The sequence below is a fragment of the Streptomyces sp. NPDC007856 genome, from assembly GCF_042868225.1.
Classification (GTDB): Bacteria; Actinomycetota; Actinomycetes; order Streptomycetales; family Streptomycetaceae; genus Streptomyces.
Genome location: NZ_JBIAEC010000005.1, coordinates 112,928 through 127,549, shown reverse-complemented (window position 1 = coordinate 127,549; position 14,622 = coordinate 112,928). Strand labels below are relative to the sequence as shown.

General features: G+C 72.5%; 15 protein-coding genes and 1 pseudogene. 4 read left to right on the top strand and 12 right to left on the bottom strand.

Annotation, left to right across the window (positions count from 1 at the left end; translation table 11 throughout):
- The first annotated feature begins 80 nt into the window (after positions 1 to 80).
- Positions 81 to 455, top strand: a complete 375-nt coding sequence (locus tag ACFYOH_RS14195; protein WP_388625267.1) for an anti-sigma factor antagonist — start codon at positions 81 to 83, stop codon at positions 453 to 455.
- On the opposite strand, the gene ACFYOH_RS14190 is transcribed toward ACFYOH_RS14195, so the two are convergent.
- The 8 genes from ACFYOH_RS14190 to ACFYOH_RS14155 all read right to left on the bottom strand — a co-directional run bounded on the left by ACFYOH_RS14190 (position 430) and on the right by ACFYOH_RS14155 (position 7,886).
- Positions 430 to 1,377 carry a ribose-phosphate diphosphokinase gene (locus ACFYOH_RS14190; RefSeq protein ID WP_388625264.1) on the bottom strand — a complete coding sequence of 316 codons (948 nt, stop codon included), beginning with the start codon at positions 1,375 to 1,377 and terminating at the stop codon, positions 430 to 432. The genes ACFYOH_RS14195 and ACFYOH_RS14190 overlap by 26 nt on opposite strands.
- A 40-nt stretch (positions 1,378 to 1,417) precedes the next feature.
- Positions 1,418 to 3,637: an ArnT family glycosyltransferase gene (locus tag ACFYOH_RS14185; protein ID WP_388625261.1), complete on the bottom strand. Its 2,220-nt coding sequence runs from the start codon at positions 3,635 to 3,637 to the stop codon at positions 1,418 to 1,420.
- 188 nt (positions 3,638 to 3,825) lie between these two features.
- Complete coding sequence (locus ACFYOH_RS14180; RefSeq protein ID WP_388625258.1) at positions 3,826 to 5,598, bottom strand: complex I subunit 5 family protein; 1,773 nt, start codon at positions 5,596 to 5,598, stop codon at positions 3,826 to 3,828.
- Entirely contained in the window at positions 5,598 to 5,945 is a 348-nt protein-coding gene (locus ACFYOH_RS14175; RefSeq protein WP_388625950.1) for a sodium:proton antiporter, read from the bottom strand. The genes ACFYOH_RS14180 and ACFYOH_RS14175 overlap by 1 nt, the downstream gene beginning before the upstream one ends.
- A gap of 8 nt (positions 5,946 to 5,953) precedes the next feature.
- Complete coding sequence (locus tag ACFYOH_RS14170) at positions 5,954 to 6,691, bottom strand: MnhB domain-containing protein (protein WP_388625256.1); 738 nt, start codon at positions 6,689 to 6,691, stop codon at positions 5,954 to 5,956.
- On the bottom strand, positions 6,688 to 6,951 hold the full coding sequence (locus tag ACFYOH_RS14165) for a Na(+)/H(+) antiporter subunit B (RefSeq protein WP_388625254.1): 264 nt from the start codon (positions 6,949 to 6,951) through the stop codon (positions 6,688 to 6,690). Before ACFYOH_RS14165 ends, ACFYOH_RS14170 begins: the two co-directional genes overlap by 4 nt.
- A gap of 291 nt (positions 6,952 to 7,242) precedes the next feature.
- Positions 7,243 to 7,695, bottom strand: a complete 453-nt coding sequence (locus ACFYOH_RS14160) for an MrpF/PhaF family protein (protein ID WP_388625251.1) — start codon at positions 7,693 to 7,695, stop codon at positions 7,243 to 7,245.
- The gene (locus ACFYOH_RS14155) at positions 7,692 to 7,886 is read right to left on the bottom strand and encodes a hypothetical protein (protein WP_388625248.1); all 195 of its coding nucleotides are present in this window, start codon (positions 7,884 to 7,886) and stop codon (positions 7,692 to 7,694) included. Before ACFYOH_RS14155 ends, ACFYOH_RS14160 begins: the two co-directional genes overlap by 4 nt.
- Before the next feature lie 266 nt (positions 7,887 to 8,152).
- Here ACFYOH_RS14155 and ACFYOH_RS14150 point away from each other — a divergent pair, with 266 nt between their 5' ends.
- The gene (locus ACFYOH_RS14150) at positions 8,153 to 9,388 is read left to right on the top strand and encodes a lectin (RefSeq protein ID WP_388625246.1); all 1,236 of its coding nucleotides are present in this window, start codon (positions 8,153 to 8,155) and stop codon (positions 9,386 to 9,388) included.
- Between the two features lie 12 nt (positions 9,389 to 9,400).
- Here the strand turns inward: ACFYOH_RS14150 and ACFYOH_RS14145 are convergent, their stop codons facing one another.
- The 3 genes and pseudogenes from ACFYOH_RS14145 to ACFYOH_RS14135 form a co-directional block, all read right to left on the bottom strand.
- Positions 9,401 to 9,646 carry a hypothetical protein gene (locus ACFYOH_RS14145; protein ID WP_388625243.1) on the bottom strand — a complete coding sequence of 82 codons (246 nt, stop codon included), beginning with the start codon at positions 9,644 to 9,646 and terminating at the stop codon, positions 9,401 to 9,403.
- 35 nt (positions 9,647 to 9,681) lie between these two features.
- A pseudogene (locus ACFYOH_RS14140) lies at positions 9,682 to 10,705 on the bottom strand (DNA topoisomerase IB).
- 4 nt (positions 10,706 to 10,709) lie between these two features.
- Positions 10,710 to 11,498 (bottom strand): SDR family oxidoreductase, encoded by a 789-nt coding sequence (locus tag ACFYOH_RS14135; protein ID WP_388625240.1) that lies wholly within the window; start codon positions 11,496 to 11,498, stop codon positions 10,710 to 10,712.
- A 162-nt stretch (positions 11,499 to 11,660) separates the two neighbouring features.
- Between ACFYOH_RS14135 and ACFYOH_RS14130 the strand changes: the two genes are divergently transcribed.
- Positions 11,661 to 12,704: a PHP domain-containing protein gene (locus ACFYOH_RS14130; protein WP_388625237.1), complete on the top strand. Its 1,044-nt coding sequence runs from the start codon at positions 11,661 to 11,663 to the stop codon at positions 12,702 to 12,704.
- A gap of 59 nt (positions 12,705 to 12,763) precedes the next feature.
- Complete coding sequence (locus ACFYOH_RS14125; RefSeq protein WP_388625234.1) at positions 12,764 to 13,420, top strand: HAD family hydrolase; 657 nt, start codon at positions 12,764 to 12,766, stop codon at positions 13,418 to 13,420.
- 244 nt (positions 13,421 to 13,664) lie between these two features.
- Here ACFYOH_RS14125 and ACFYOH_RS14120 read toward each other — a convergent pair whose 3' ends face one another.
- On the bottom strand, positions 13,665 to 14,516 hold the full coding sequence (locus ACFYOH_RS14120; protein ID WP_388625232.1) for an alpha/beta fold hydrolase: 852 nt from the start codon (positions 14,514 to 14,516) through the stop codon (positions 13,665 to 13,667).
- Between the last annotated feature and the right edge of the window lie 106 nt (positions 14,517 to 14,622).

The following is a 14,622-nucleotide window of genomic DNA, read 5'->3' as shown; positions in this document are numbered from 1 at the left end:
CATGCTCAAATTCCTTCCATCGAGGGTAACTTGACGATCGGGAGACCGTCGTCCGGGCGCGGGTGGGAGGTGATGCCGTCGTGGGAGACGAGCCTGCACCACTCACCCCTCACCTCCGTGTGTACGAACACCGGGCGCACACGGTGCTGGAGTTGCGGGGCGAGATCGACCTGCTCTCGGCGACCGAGATCGGCCCCGCGCTGGACCGGGTCACCGGCCGGCCCGGGGCACGGGTCGTCATCGACCTGCGGTCGGTGGAGTTCTTCGACTGCTCGGGGCTGCGGCTGCTGTACCGGGCCCGCGCCCGGGTGCTGGACGGCGGCGGACAGGTCCACCTGGTGTGCACGCATCCGCTGACCCTGCGCGTCTTCCGGGTCACGGGTCTGTCCCGGCTGCTGCCACCGCACCCGACGCTGGACGCGGCCCTGGCTACGACTGCTCGAACAGGGCGCTGACCGATTCACCGTTGTGAATGCGCCGAACCGCCTCGGCGAGGGCCGGGGCGATGGAGAGCACACGCAGCTTGCCGGTGTGCTCCTCCTCCTCAGGGAGCGGCACGGTGTTGGTGCAGACGATCTCCAGCACGTCCGGCTGATCGCTCAGCCGTTTCAGCGCACCCGCCGCGAACAGCCCGTGCGTGCACGCCACCCGGATCGTCCGCGCGCCCAACTCCCGCAGCCGGGCCAGGAGTTCCACCACGGTGCTGCCCTTGGCGATCTCGTCGTCCAGCACGATGACGTCCCGGTCGGTGACATCTCCGATGACCGAGCTGATGCTCACCCGGTCGTCGGCGAACCGCTGTTTGGCACCGGCCGCCACCGGAGCCCCGATCAGCCGGGCGAAGGCGGCGGCCTCCTTGGCGTTGCCGAGGTCCGGCGAGACGACCGTGGTGCGGGTCAGGTCGTACCGCCGGAAGTGCGCGGCGAGTTCGCGCAGCGCGTTCAGATGGTCGACCGGCACCGAGAAGAAGCCGTGCACCTGCGGGGAGTGCAGGGTCATGGCGAGCACTCGGCCCGCGCCGGCCGCCACCAGCAGATCGGCGACCAGCCGGCCGCCGATCGAGATGCGCGGCGCGTCCTTCTTGTCGGAGCGGGCGTAGGAGTAGTGCGGCATGACGACGGTGATCCGGGCCGCGGAGGCGCCCCGGGCGGCGTCGCACATCAGCAGCAGCTCCACCAGGTGCTCCTGCACCGGCCGGACCAGCGGCTGGATCAGGAAGACGTCCCGCTCCCGGCAGTTGGCCTGGAGCTGCACCCCCAGACAGTCGTTGGCGAACCGGCTGATCCGGGTGGGGCTGAGCGGCACGCCGAGGTGCGCGCAGACCTCGTGGGCCAGGTCGGGATGGGCACTGCCGCTGAAGACGGCGATGTCTCGCATGATCCGCTCCTCGCCCGATCACCGCAGGACCGGGATCATGCTACCGACCGGGGCCGCACCGGTAGAGGGTCTGGACGGTGGCCGTCCGCGCGTCGCTCAGGGGAGTCGTCCCGCCGTAGGCCGCGGCCGGCACCTCGGTGCAGGCGGACCGCACCCAGGTGGTGATCTGCGCGGCGGCCGTCTTCCCGGTGCGTGCGGAAGCGGGCCCGATGCCGCGGCCTCCGCCCAGCAGCACGTAGTGCACCTCGCCGGCGTCGACCAGCCGCCGGAACTGCGCCTGGGTGGGAAACGGCACCCGGCCGCTGAACCCGCCGAGCGGCAGGACGCGGGCGCCGGTCGCCAGGATGTACGGCGACGCGGTGCTCCAGCTGCTGGTGGCGAACGCGTAGGTGGCGGAGCCCTGGTGCGCCCGGGTGTAGTCCAGCACCCGGCGCTGGTCCGCGGTCAGTGAGCTGCCGTCGGCGCCGCGGCCGGGGAAGCCGCCCCAGTCGCCGAACCCGGTCCGGCCCTGGCCGCGCGCGCCGCCGCGGGCCGGCTGCCAAGGCATCGGGCCGCCGGCCCAGGCGGCCTGGCCGAACCGCCCCGGCCCCGGTCGCCCTGCTCCGAAGCCACGGCTCATGGCGGACGGGCCGACGGTGCCCATGATGGAGGTGCGGTAACTCGGGTTGAAGACCTGTACGGCCCATGCGCTCGGCGCGAGGAGCAGGGCGGCCAGGGCGGCGGCCGGCCCGGCGAGCGCGATCCGGCCCGCGGCGCTCGGCCGGCCGGGCCGGGCGAGGAGGAGCAGCGGCACGGCGGCGATGCCGAGCACGGCGACCGCGGGGGCGAGCCAGGGCAGGAACGACGGGAACCGGCCGGCGAGATACACGCTCCAGGCGGCCGTCGCCGCCACCGCACCCGGCAGGGCCCAGGCGCGGGGCCCGCCGGCTCGCAGGGCGCGCCACATCAGCACGGTCCCGGCGCCGGTGAGCGCGGCGAGCGGTACCGCGATCACACCCATGTAGTACGTGTGGCCGGCGACGCTTCCGGCGCTGAAGACCAGGAAGTACAGAGCGAGCCAGGTGGTCCACAGGACGTATCCGGCGCGCAGGCGGTCGGTGCGCGGCCGTCCCCGGCGCCACAGCAGTCCGCAGATCGCGGCCACCGCGGCGATCGGGTAGAACCAGCCGGTCTGGGAGGCGAGCGCCGTACCGAACATCTTCGACCAGCCGTTCTGGTCACCGCCGAAGCCGCCGGCGCCCGGCCGGCCGGCGCGCGCCCCGGCCGCGGCCGTGACCGCCGGTCCGCGAGCGTCCCGGACGAGCGCGGCATCCGTGCCACCCGCGCCGCCGAAGCCGTGTCCGGCGAGGCTATGGCCGCCTCCGCCGCCCTGGGTCGCGCTCACGCTGCCCGTGGAGGCCGCGCTGATGCCGAGGGAGGAGAAGCGGTTCAGGAAGTTGTAGCCGACCACCATGCTGAAGGCGGAGTTGTTGGTGGTGCCATCCACATACGGCCGGTCCTTGGCCGGTGTGAGGGTGACGGCGAGCATCCACGACGCCGACACGGCGGTCACCACCAGGGCGGTCACTCCGAGGTGCCACAGGCGGCGGCGCAGCGTGAGGGGTGCCGACAGCAGGTACACCAGGGCGAGCGCCGGCAGTACGGCCCACGCTTCCAGCATCTTGGCCTGGAAGCCGAGGCCGACCCAGACACCGGCCGCCAGCAGCGGGCGCAGCCGGCCGTCACGGGCGGCGCGCTGGGTGGCCTCGGCCGCCAGCAGCAGGCACAGCGTGAACGCGGGGTCCTCGACCGCGGTGCGGAACAACCCGACCGCCACTGGGGTCGCCAGGAAGGCCGCGCAGGCGATCAGCGCCGCGTTCACCCCGGCCCAGCGGCGCAGCAGGCGGTGGAGGAGCAGCAGACTGGCCACTCCTTCCAGGACCTGGGGCAGGACCAGCGCCCAGGGATGGAATCCGAAAAGCCTCGCGGAGAGCGCCTGCGGCCACAGGAATCCCGGCAATTTGTCGAGCGTGATGGAATTCCCGGGGTCGAAAGAGCCGTAGAAGAACGCCTTCCAGCTCTCCGTCATGCTGCGGGCGGCGCTCGCATAGAACGTGTGGTACTGGCTGTGATCGATGCCCCAGCTGTAGAGAACGGCGGCGAGGGCGGTGAGGAGCAGCAGCGCCGGGCGCGCGTACGCGGGCTCGTCCGCCGGGGATCGCCAGGGTGCGCGGCGGACGGCACCGGTGGGCGCCGTTGCGTCGAGGACGTTCGTGGCCATGCGCAGCAGTCTTCGTCAACCGCGTGCCTCGACCACGCCGTTACAACACCCTTCAAGGAAACTCTCACCTCACCGAGGGTATTTCTTTAATCACACAACATGGAATTTGCACCGTGAAAGACGGTTCCTTACCCGAGGCTTGATTTCGTCATGCCCAGGATTCCGACAGCGTACGCACGGTCACCTGGTCAGCCGCCGAGCACCGCCGGCAGGGCCAGTGCCCCCAGCGCCGTGGCGCCGACCAGCAGCCAGGCCACGTAGTCACCGACATGGCCGGACTGCAGCCGGCGCAGGGGCCGTGCCCAGTCGGGGGCGGCGGTCCAGTGCGGGCGGGTCACCGCGAGGCCGGCGAGGCCCACGGCCAGCGCGGTGGAGGCGAGGCTCAGCAGGATGCCGTGCGCCGTCCACTGCGCCGAGGCCTGGGCGCCGCCCGATCCGGCCTCGTTGACGGAGCGGGCCACCATGTCGCCGAATCCGGGGACCGCTCCGACGGCGAGGGCGGCGGCGAGCAGCACGGCGGGGACCGTCGTCATGGTGTCCGGGATCCGGCTCAGCGGCCCGGTCGTCTCGGGCTCCTCCCCGGCTCCGCTGGTCTCCAGCTCGGTGTGGGCTTCCTCGGGCCGCGGTCCGAGGCCGAGGAACACCCGTGCGGTGACGCGCAGGACGGCGCCGGCGGTGATCGCCGAGGCGGCCACGTACACCACGGTGAGCGGCCCGCCGACCGCCTCCTCGGTGACCGCCTTGCCGAGACCCGTACCGAACGGGAACAGGCCCGCGAGGCCGAGGGCTCCCACGGCGAACATCACCGCGGTGGCGTGCAGTTCGCGGGCCCGGCCGTGCAGCGCGTGCTCGTCGACGGAACCGTACCGGTCGAGGAGGACGCCCGCGCAGGCGAACAGCACGGCCTTCACTCCGGCGTGCCCGAGGATGTAGAGGGCGACCCCGTCGTCGCCCTGCGGGGTGAGGATGCCGAGGCCCACGAGGAACAGGCCCGTGTGGGCGACGGTGGAGTAGGCCAGGAGCCGCTTGATGTGCCGCTGGTACCAGCACATGACGGCACCGGTCGCGGCCGTGAGCACGCCGAGGGTCACCAGGGCCCGGGTCAGGTCGGCGGCGGGGATGCCGCCGGGGCCGGCGAAGACGGTGCCGTACACCCGCCAGACGCCGTAGGCGCCGAGTTCGACCATGGCCCCGGACAGCAGCATGCACACCGGGGTGGGGGCGACGGCGTGGGCGTCCGGGAGCCAGAAGTGGAAGGGCACGACGGCCGCCTTCACCAGCAGTCCGGTCAGCACGAGCACGAAGGAGGCGAGGACCAGTGGGTCCGCTCCCCCGTGGCCCGCCGCCGTGTCGAGACCGCGCCCGATCTTCGCCATGGCCAGCTCGCCGGTGCGGGCGTACAGCAGTGCGATGCCCATCAACATGGCGTAGGCGCCGAGCGAGTTGACGACACCGAAGGTCAGCGCGCCCTGTACGGCCTTCGCGTCGTCGATGCGGTAGCCGGTGAGCGCGTACGCGGTGACGCTCATCAGCTCGAAGAAGACGAACGCGTTGAACAGGTCGCCGGCGATGGCGAACCCGCACATGGCACCCTGGAAGACCAGCATCAGCGCGGTGAACGCGCCGGGGTGGCCGCGTGGTGGTTCGTCGAAATAGCGCCAGGAGTAGGCGAGGGCGGCCAGCGTCAGCAGGGAGACCAGCGTGGCCATGCCGAGCGAGGGCCCGTCGCCGACCACGGCGATGCCGACGCTCTCGCCGTCGACGGGCAGCCATGCGCCGACCCACTCGACCATCGGCGGCGAGGAGTTCAGCAGCAGCACCAGCGCGAGGGCGGCCGTACCGCCGGCGACCACGAAGCCGGTGACGTCGGCGGCGATCCGGGGCAGATGGCGGCCGACGGCCACCAGCAGCGCTGCGCCGAGCAGCGGGATCGCGACGAGCAGCGGGAGCAGATGGTGCATCAGCCGCGCAGCTCCCGTAGTTCGTCGGGGTCGACCGTGCCGTGCCGCTTGGCGATCTGCAGGACGAGGGCGAGCAGCAGCGCGGTGGCGGTGGCGCCGACGACGATGTCGGTGAGCGTGAGCGCCTGGACGACCGGGTCGACCACCGGCCGGGAGCCGGGCTTGATGTCGGAGAAGACGGGTGCGGTGCCGCCGTCCCGGTACCCGACCGCCAGCAGCAGCACATAGGTGGCGGACTGGCAGACCGCGAGACAGCCGACGGCGTGGATGAGGTTGCGGCTGGTGGCGAGGCCGTAGCAGCCGGTCAGGAAGACGTAGGCGGCGACCAGGTAGGGAAGGACGTGCATCACGGTGGTCAACTCCCTTGCCCCTCCTCGATCTCGACGGCCTGTTCCAGGAAGTTCGCGAGCAGCACGATGATCGCGCTCGCCACCTCCATGCCGATGGCCGCGTTCAGCAGGGGAACGGTGCCACCGGACGACAGGGTGTTGAAGGTGCCGTACGGCAGCAGTGTGTTGGCCAGGAACGCGGTGCCGGCCAGGACACCGGCGACACCCAGCACGAGGTAGGAGGAGACCGCGAGCGAGTCGGAGGCCTCGTAGACGGCGAGCGGGCGGATGCGTTCCAGCGCGTGGTAGTCGGCGCCGAGGTACAGCAGGTGCAGGGCGGTCGCGGCGACGACTCCGCCCTGGAAGCCGCCGCCGGGGCTGAGCTGACCGTGGGCGATGACGTAGAGGCCGGTGACCAGGGCGACGGGCAGCACGATCAGCGCGTAACGGCGGACCGGGCGGGCCACCTCGGCGGGTTGCGGCTGGGCCCGGTGCTCGTCGCGGGCCTGACGCAGCAGCACCACGCAGCCGAGGACGGCGGCGAACAGGATGCTCATCTCGCCGAGGGTGTCGTAGGCGCGCTGGTCGAAGTTGACGGAGGCGATCGTGTTGGCGGTGCGCCGGGTGAGAGAGGCGTGTACGGCCCGGGTGCCGTACGGATGGCTCCGGCCGCCGAAGCGGGGCAGGCCGAGGCAGGCGGCGACGAGCAGGGCGGCCAGGCCGGCGCCGCCGAGGGCCAGCAGGGCGAGCCGCAGCCGGTTCACTTCGCACCACCGTCCTCCGCGCGACCACGGCGTCTGACCTTGCGCACGCTCAGCATGATCAGCAGCGGGGTGAGCGCGGAACCGACGGCCAGCTGGGACAGGCCGACGTCCGGCGCCTGGAGGACGGTGAACAAGGCGGCCAGCACGGACCCGAGCACGGACAGCACCAGCGCCTGGCGTGCGGGGTCGCGCTGGACGACGGCGGCGGTGGCGGAGGCGGCCATCAGCAGCAGCGCGACGACGATCACGGCATCATCCATGCCGCACCTCCGCTCGGCCCCGCCGACGGTTCGTCAGCCGCCGCGCATCCCGTCGGCCGGCGCGCGGACACCCGGACCGCCACCCCCTCCGGCGACCGCCCCACACAGCAGCCGCCACGCGCTCCTTCGCACGCTCCCGCAACCGCCCCGCCCGCGGGGCATCCCCATGGACGGCCCGCGAGCGCATCGGCCGCGCAGCGCCGAGCGCCTGCCGAGCGCTGGTCTGCCGCCTCGCGTCGGTGCGGACGGGATGCGGGTGGCGCGGTCGCCCGGGCGCCGGGCGGGCTTGTGTCAGCCACCTCGCACCCCCCGGAACCCGCCGGACAGCGCGCGTGAGGCGATCACGTTGCCGGAGATCAGGAGGGCGCCGATGACCAGCAGCTTCGCCATGGCACGGCCGGGGCCGGTGGCGGCGCAGACGGCGGCCACGACCACCGCGCTCAGTGCGGCGGCGGTCCAGGTCAGTCCCCAGGCGCTCGGCCGCTCCGCCTCCAGGTCGTCGGAGAGGAGGCGGGCGAAGACGAGCGTGCCGACCGGGCCGAGCAGGGCGAACAGCAGGGCGAGGTCGACGTAGGCCGGGCGGCCGTAGCCCTGGGAGAGCAGCAACAGGGCCGGGCACAGGGCCGAGGTGGTCATGTTCTGCGCGACGACCCGGCGGGCCGGCCCGCCGGTGGTGACGCCCCACAGGGCGGCCGCCCCTCCCCCGCCCAGTTCGACGGCCGCCGCGAGGATCCAGCCGTTCACCGCCAGGTCACCGCCCGCCGGCCGGCCCGTGCCAGCAGTGCCCCGGCGGCCGCCGAGCTCCCGCCGACGACCCATTCCAGCGGGTAGACCGGTGTGATGAGCACGAGCCACAGCAGTGTCAGCGCTCCCCACCAGGCGAGGAGTTCACCGAGGGCGAGGAGGACCGTGCGGGGGGCCGTACGCCGGGTCATCGACCACCTCCTCGGTCCGCCGTGCACACATGCGCGGCGAAGTGTCCGGTGTGCCGCTCGGGGCATCCAAGCACCGCCGGGCCCGCACAGGGGCGGCGGCACGCGGGTCCGCAGCCGGAGTGCCCCGGGAGCGTGAACGGAAACCAGTTGTGCGCCCAGAGCGCCTGACGGCTCGTCAAGAGCAGGTCTGCACCAAGGTATTGACGACCCCTTTCCTCACTCCTTAAATCAAGAGGCGTCTCACCCCCCACGCCGAACGGAGAGCCATGGCCTCCTCACGCACGCTCCGCAGATGTCTCCTCGCCGCGCTGTCCGCCGCGCTGGTCGGTGCCGCCGCCGTCGGTCCGGCGCGGGCCCAGGCCGCAGCGCCGGCGGCGGCGACCGTCACCACCTTCTCCGACGACTTCGACGGGCCCGCGGGCTCCGCGGTCGACTCCTCGAAGTGGAACCTGGAGACCGGCGACAACGTCAACAACCACGAACGGGAGTACTACACCTCGGGCACGAACAACGCGGCCCTGGACGGCCAGGGCCACCTGGTCATCACGGCCCGCAAGGAGAACCCGGCCGGTTACCAGTGCTGGTACGGCACGTGCCAGTACACCTCGGCCCGGCTGAACACCGCCGGGAAGTTCGACGCCCGGTACGGGCACGTCGAGGCGCGGATGAAGATTCCCCGCGGGCAGGGCATGTGGCCGGCGTTCTGGATGCTCGGCACGCCCGTGAACTGGCCGGACTCGGGCGAGATCGACGTGATGGAGAACGTCGGCTTCGAACCCTCGACCGTGCACGGCACCATCCACGGCCCCGGCTACTCCGGCGCCGGCGGCATCGGCGCGGCCTACAGCCTGCCGAACGGACAGGCCTTCGCGGACGCCTTCCACACCTTCGCCGTCGACTGGTCGCCCGGCTCGATCACCTGGTCCGTGGACGGCAATGTCTACGAGCGGCGTACGCCCGCCGACCTCGGCGGAAAGACCTGGGTGTTCGACAACAAGCCGTTCTTCCTGATCCTGAACCTGGCCGTCGGCGGCTACTGGCCCGGCGACCCGGACTCCAGCACCCAGTTCCCGCAGCAACTGGTGGTGGACTCGGTGTCGGTGACGACGGGCGACAGCGCGGCCGGGGTGCCGATACGCGGTCTGGCCGGCAAGTGTGTGGACGTGGCGGGCGCGAACTCGGCGAACGGCACACCGGTGCAGCTCTACGACTGCAACGGCACGGCCGCGCAACAGTGGACGGTCGGCTCGGACGGCACGATCCGGGCGCTCGGCAAGTGCCTGGACGTCACGGACAACGGCACCGCGGACGGCTCGACCGTCCAGCTCTGGGACTGCACCGGCGGCCCGAACCAGAAATGGACCGTCACCGGAGCACACGACATCGTCAACCCGCAGGCGAACAAATGCCTCGACGTGACCGGGAACAACTCGGCCAACGGCACCCGCCTGCAGATCTGGACGTGCACGGGCGGAGTCAACCAGAAGTGGACGGTCGGCTGAGCCGCGCGCCGCTCAGTGCAGCGTCCAGGTGTACTTGCCACCACCGACCCAGCGGACCACATCGGGGTCGTCCAGGTCGTGGATGGTGATGCCGTACGAGGCGGCGGCCTCCAGTACGTCGGTGACGGTCCTGGCCTCACCGATGACCTGACCGTCGATCTCCATGATCCTGAAAGGCGGCTCGCCGGGCTTGCCCGGGCACACTCCGTGCACCAGGACCCGTGGATGGGAGATGTAGGGGGCTCCTTGTTCGGTCATGCAATTCAGCGTAGAACGCTTCGGGCGCCGACGAGTCATCCGCCGCAGCCGTCCAGAAGATCGAGAACCGCCGCCTCGACCGCTCCTTGGGTGGCCGGGCGCCCGAAGTCCCCGTGCTCCCCCAGCCGGGTGAGCACGGGGGCGATGGTCACGTTGTCCTCGAACAGTTCGAAGACGGCCGGGTCGATGTTGGAGGACCGGCACACCGCCGGGGTGTTGCCCAGGTAGTGGCTGACCTCGCGGACCGCACGGGTGATCTGCCGGCGCCGGGCGGTGCGGCTCGCCCGGCCGCTCTCGGCGGTCACGGCGACCGCCACGGCGGCGAGCACGGTGGCGTGCCAGGCGGAAGTCCTTGGCGGTGACACCGGTTCCGGTCAGCCGGCGCAGCGCCTCGTTGAGGTCGTCGCTGTGCAGGTCGTGCCAGAGACCGCGCGCGTAGTAGGCGAGGAAGCGGTCGCCGCCGCGCGGGCGCCGCAGCAGCGCCCGCGCGACGGTGCGGACCTGCTCGTCGACGAGGGCGCGGACGGTCTCCACGCCGCCCTTGGCCGGATAGCTGAAGGTGATCTCGCCCCGGCCGCAGCTGACGTGCTCACGGAGCATGGTCGTCAGGCCGTACGTCTCGCTGAAACGGGTGTGCCGGTCGCTGCCGATGCGGAAGAAGCCGAGGTCCAGCAGGCGGACCGCGCAGGCGGTGACCCGGGTCGCGCTCAGTCCGCGCCCCGTGAGATCGACGGCGACCCTGCCCCGCAGCTCGGGCAGGGCCCGCGCGACCTGTCGCACGTGCTCGTGCTTGGCCTTCTCCTGCTCGGCCCGGAACTGCTCGTGGTACAGGTACTGGCGTCGCCCGGCGTCGTCGGTGCCGACGGCCTGCAGGTGGCCGCCCGGCCAGGGACAGATCCACACGTCGTGCCAGGCGGGCGGGATGGTCAGGGCCCGGATCCGGGCGAGCTCTCCGGGATCGGTGAGGGGCCGGCCTGTGGTGTCGGCGTAGCGGAAGCCCCGGCCGCAGCGGATGCGCCGGTAGCCGGGCCCGTCGCAGGAGCTGGTCCGCAGGCGCATGGTCTCAGGGCCGGCGCCATTCGTCGCCGGTCAGATGGGAGCCGGCCTGCGGGCCCATCCGGAGCATGCCGCCGTCGACGCTCCAGGAGGCGCCGGTGACGTACGAGGCGTCCGGGCTCGCCAGGAAGGCGATGACGGCGGCGACCTCCCGGGCGTCACCGGGCCGCCCGAGCGGCACGCCGGGCCTCCGCTCGGTGTGCACGTCGGTGTCCTCCTGGCCGGTCATCGGGGTGGCGATCTCGCCCGGTGCGACCGCGTTCACGGTGATGCCGTACTCGGCGAGCTCCAGCGCCATGACCTGCGTGAGCAGCCCGAGCCCGCCCTTCGCCGCGCAGTACGGTGCCGCGCCGACCCGGGGCTGGTGTTCGTGGACGGAGGTGACGTTGACGATCCGGCCGCCGTCGCCCTGCCGGATCATGTGCCGGGCCGCGTGCTGCCCGCACAGGAACGGGCCGACGAGGTCGACGTCCAGGACCCGGCGCACGTCCGCGAGGGTCAGGTCGAGGAACGGGGTCATGACGCCCGTCCCGGCGTTGTTGACCAGGACGTCCAGACGGCCCAGTTCGGCGCACAGCTCGTCCACGGTGTCGGCGGCCTGGGGCAGCCGGGTGAGGTCCAGCCGGGCGACGGCGGCGCGGCGGCCCTTGCCGCGGACCTCCTCCGCCGTGCCTTCGGCGCCCTTCTCGTCGGTGTGCCAGGTGATGCCGATGTCCAGGCCCGCCTCGGCCAGGCGTACGGCGGTGGCTCGGCCGATTCCGGAATCCGCGCCGGTGACGATCGCTGCGCGGGGCATGGGCGGCCTCCTCAGCGTGTGTGGGCATCGCAGTACCCGTGCGTGGGGTGGGCAAACGGCTTTCGGCTGCGTGGTGGGACGCCGTCGCGGTCCGCGGGTGCGTTGCGGCTTGTCGCGCGGTTCCCCGCGCCACTGACCGGCATCCGTCGCACCCTGGGTTGCATGGAACCCGTGGCCGCCCTCGACCGGATCGCGTTTCTGCTGGAGCGGGCCTTGGCTCCCACCTATCGGGTGAAGGCCTTTCGGACCGCCTCCCGGACGCTGGCCGCGCTGCCCGCGGACGAGGTTGCCGAGCGGGCCGCGGCCGGGACCCTGGAGGCGCTCAAAGGGGTCGGGCCCAAGACCGCGCAGGTGGTGCGGGAGGCGTTGGCCGGGGAGGTGCCCGGGTATCTGCGGAAGCTGGAGGAGGAGGCCGGGGTGTCGGTCGGGGCGGAGGACGCCGGGGCGGAGTTGCGGGCGCTGGTGCGCGGCGACTGTCACACCCATTCGGACTGGTCCGACGGGGGCAGCCCGATCGAGGAGATGGGGCGGGCGGCGGCCGGGCTCGGGCACGAGTGGACCGCTCTCACCGATCACTCCCCCCGGCTGACCGTCGCCCGCGGCCTGTCGCCGGAGCGGTTGCGCGAGCAGCTGGCGGTGGTGGCGGAGCTGAACGCCCGCTGGGCGCCGTTCCGGCTGCTCACCGGCATCGAGTGCGACATCCTCGAGGACGGCTCGCTGGACCAGGAGCCGGAGCTGCTTCAGCGGCTGGACGTGGTCGTGGTGTCGGTGCACTCCAAGCTGCGGATGGACGCCCGCTCGATGACCCGCCGGATGGTGGCCGCCGTGCGCGATCCGCACGCCGATGTGCTCGGGCACTGCACGGGGCGGCTGGTGACGGGCCGGGGGCGGCCGGAGTCGGAGTTCGACGCGGACGCGGTGTTCGCCGCCTGCGCCGAGTCCGGTACGGCCGTGGAGATCAACAGCCGTCCCGAGCGGCTGGACCCGCCCCGCCGCCTGCTGCGCCGGGCCGTGGACGCGGGGGTGCTCTTCGCCGTCGACACCGATGCGCACGCGCCCGGCCAGCTCGACTGGCAGATCCTCGGCTGCGCCCGGGCCGAGGAGTGCGGTGTGCCCGCCGAGCGGGTGGTGACCACCTGGTCCGCCGACGAGCTGCTGGCCTGGACCCGGGAGGGCCGGGTCCCGGCCCGCGCGGCGGGTTCCTGATCTGGGCGGCGTGGTACCCGGCGTGCAGCAGGAGCAGCGAGAACCACGAGAGGACCCGGATGGAGCGCGCCGCCGTCTTCGATGTCGACGGGACTCTCGTCGACACCAACCACCTGCACGTCGTCACCTGGTGGGAGGCGTTCCGGCAGGCCGGACACGACGTGCCCATGCACGCGGTGCACCGGGCCGTCGGCCTCGGCTCCGCGGATCTGATCGCCCACCTGCTGGGCGACGGCCGCGACAAGGACCAGGACGGTGAGCTGAGCACGGCACACAAAGCGCTGTACGGCCAGTACTTCGACCGGTTGCCCGCCCTGCCGAGGGCCGGGGAGCTGCTGCGCCGGCTGCACCGGGACGGCTGGACGGTCGTCCTCGCCACGTCGGCGAGCGGCGCCGAGCTGGGCGCGCTGCGCCGGGCCATCGACGCCGACGACGCGATCGCGGACACGGCGAGCTCAGAGGACGTACAGGAGGGCAAGCCGGCCCCGGAGCCCGTGCAGCACGCGCTGAAGCTGGCCGGGGTTCCGGCCTCGCGGGCGGTGTTCGTCGGGGACACCGTGTGGGACATGCGGGCGGGCGTCAAGGCCGGGGTGCGCTGTGTGGGGGTGTTGTGCGGCGGGATTCCCCGGGCCGATCTGGAGGAGGCCGGGGCGGAGCTCGTGTACGCGGACCCCGCCGACCTGCTCGAACGGCTGGACGGGAGCCCGCTGGCCTGAGCATCATGGGAGTGGTACAGGTCACATGGGCGGCTGGAACACCAGAGGGTAGTTGCCCGTTGAACCATCCGTGGGTACGGATGGGACAGTGTCCCCGGGCCTCACCTTCTGCCCACAGGGACGATCGTTCGGCTGAAGCCCTGTGGAGCCTTTCGCCGAGAGGCGACCGCTGTCCGTGCCCACCACCAGACCGCCCCGGTCGTGAATCCCCCGTCACGGCCGGGGCTCCTGCATGCCGGTGTCCTCACCCGGCCGCCACGGCCCGGCCCGCCTCGACGAACTCCCGCAGGTCCACCGTGAGCTGCAGCGCGTGGGTCACGAACAGGCCGTGGCCACCGTGCTCGTACACCTTCAGCGTGCCGTCCGGCACGAGCTCGGCCGTGCGCTCACCGGTGCGGGCCAGGGGTGCGGAGCTGTCGTCGGTGCCGTGCACGACCAGCACCGGTACGTCCACCGACGGGAGCTCGGCGGCGAGATCGAGAGCGGCGATGACGGCCCGGATGCCCGTCGCCGCGCGCGGGCCGGTGTTCATACTGCGGTCGGTCACATAGCGGACGTACTGGGGGGACACCTCGTTCCCGGGGAGGTGCACGGCGAAGAAGCTGTCCACACCGGCGGCGAACCAGGCCGCCCGGTCACGCCGGAACACCTCGAGGTCGGCCTGCACCACCGCCGGGTCGACGCCGTCCGGGGTGCCCGGTGAGCGGACGACGCCCGGGCTGATCGAGGCGACGAGCGCGAGCCGGGAGATGCGGGCGGAGCCGTGGCGGGTCAGGCAGCGCACCGCCTCGCCGGCCCCGACGGAGTGCCCGATCAGGGTGGCCTCGCGCAGGTCCAGGTAGTCGAGCAGACCGTGCAGGTCGTCTGCGAGGGTGTCGAGGTCGTAACCGTTCCAGGCGTCGTCGGAACGCCCGTGGCCCCGCCGGTCCAGCGCCACACAGCGCAAGCCGGCCTCGGCGAGGGGCAGCATCTGGTACTCCCACATCTCGTGGCCGATGTAGGCGCTCGCGACGAACACGGCCACGGGGCCGGTGGCCGGGCCGTGGTCGACGTAGTGCAGTCGGGTGCCGTCGACCGGGCTGTCGTAGTACGGCATGCGGTGCCTCCTCGGGCGGTGTGGACCAGGTGCGACGCTGCTCGGCCGCACCGACGCCCCGATGCTTCCGGGCACCCGGGCACCGGTCGATTACCTGGCAGGTCAT

Excerpts from the sequence above, each read along its gene's own strand:
- ACFYOH_RS14190 (WP_388625264.1), bottom strand. The coding sequence starts at position 1,377 with ATGCGAGACATCGCCGTCTTCAGCGGCAGTGCCCATCCCGACCTGGCC.
- ACFYOH_RS14185 (WP_388625261.1), bottom strand. The coding sequence starts at position 3,637 with ATGGCCACGAACGTCCTCGACGCAACGGCGCCCACCGGTGCCGTCCGC.
- ACFYOH_RS14180 (WP_388625258.1), bottom strand. The coding sequence starts at position 5,598 with ATGCACCATCTGCTCCCGCTGCTCGTCGCGATCCCGCTGCTCGGCGCA.
- ACFYOH_RS14175 (WP_388625950.1), bottom strand. The coding sequence starts at position 5,945 with ATGCACGTCCTTCCCTACCTGGTCGCCGCCTACGTCTTCCTGACCGGC.
- ACFYOH_RS14165 (WP_388625254.1), bottom strand. The coding sequence starts at position 6,951 with ATGGATGATGCCGTGATCGTCGTCGCGCTGCTGCTGATGGCCGCCTCC.
- ACFYOH_RS14155 (WP_388625248.1), bottom strand. The coding sequence starts at position 7,886 with ATGACCCGGCGTACGGCCCCCCGCACGGTCCTCCTCGCCCTCGGTGAA.
- ACFYOH_RS14150 (WP_388625246.1), top strand. The coding sequence starts at position 8,153 with ATGGCCTCCTCACGCACGCTCCGCAGATGTCTCCTCGCCGCGCTGTCC.
- ACFYOH_RS14145 (WP_388625243.1), bottom strand. The coding sequence starts at position 9,646 with ATGACCGAACAAGGAGCCCCCTACATCTCCCATCCACGGGTCCTGGTG.
- ACFYOH_RS14135 (WP_388625240.1), bottom strand. The coding sequence starts at position 11,498 with ATGCCCCGCGCAGCGATCGTCACCGGCGCGGATTCCGGAATCGGCCGA.
- ACFYOH_RS14130 (WP_388625237.1), top strand. The coding sequence starts at position 11,661 with ATGGAACCCGTGGCCGCCCTCGACCGGATCGCGTTTCTGCTGGAGCGG.
- ACFYOH_RS14125 (WP_388625234.1), top strand. The coding sequence starts at position 12,764 with ATGGAGCGCGCCGCCGTCTTCGATGTCGACGGGACTCTCGTCGACACC.
- ACFYOH_RS14120 (WP_388625232.1), bottom strand. The coding sequence starts at position 14,516 with ATGCCGTACTACGACAGCCCGGTCGACGGCACCCGACTGCACTACGTC.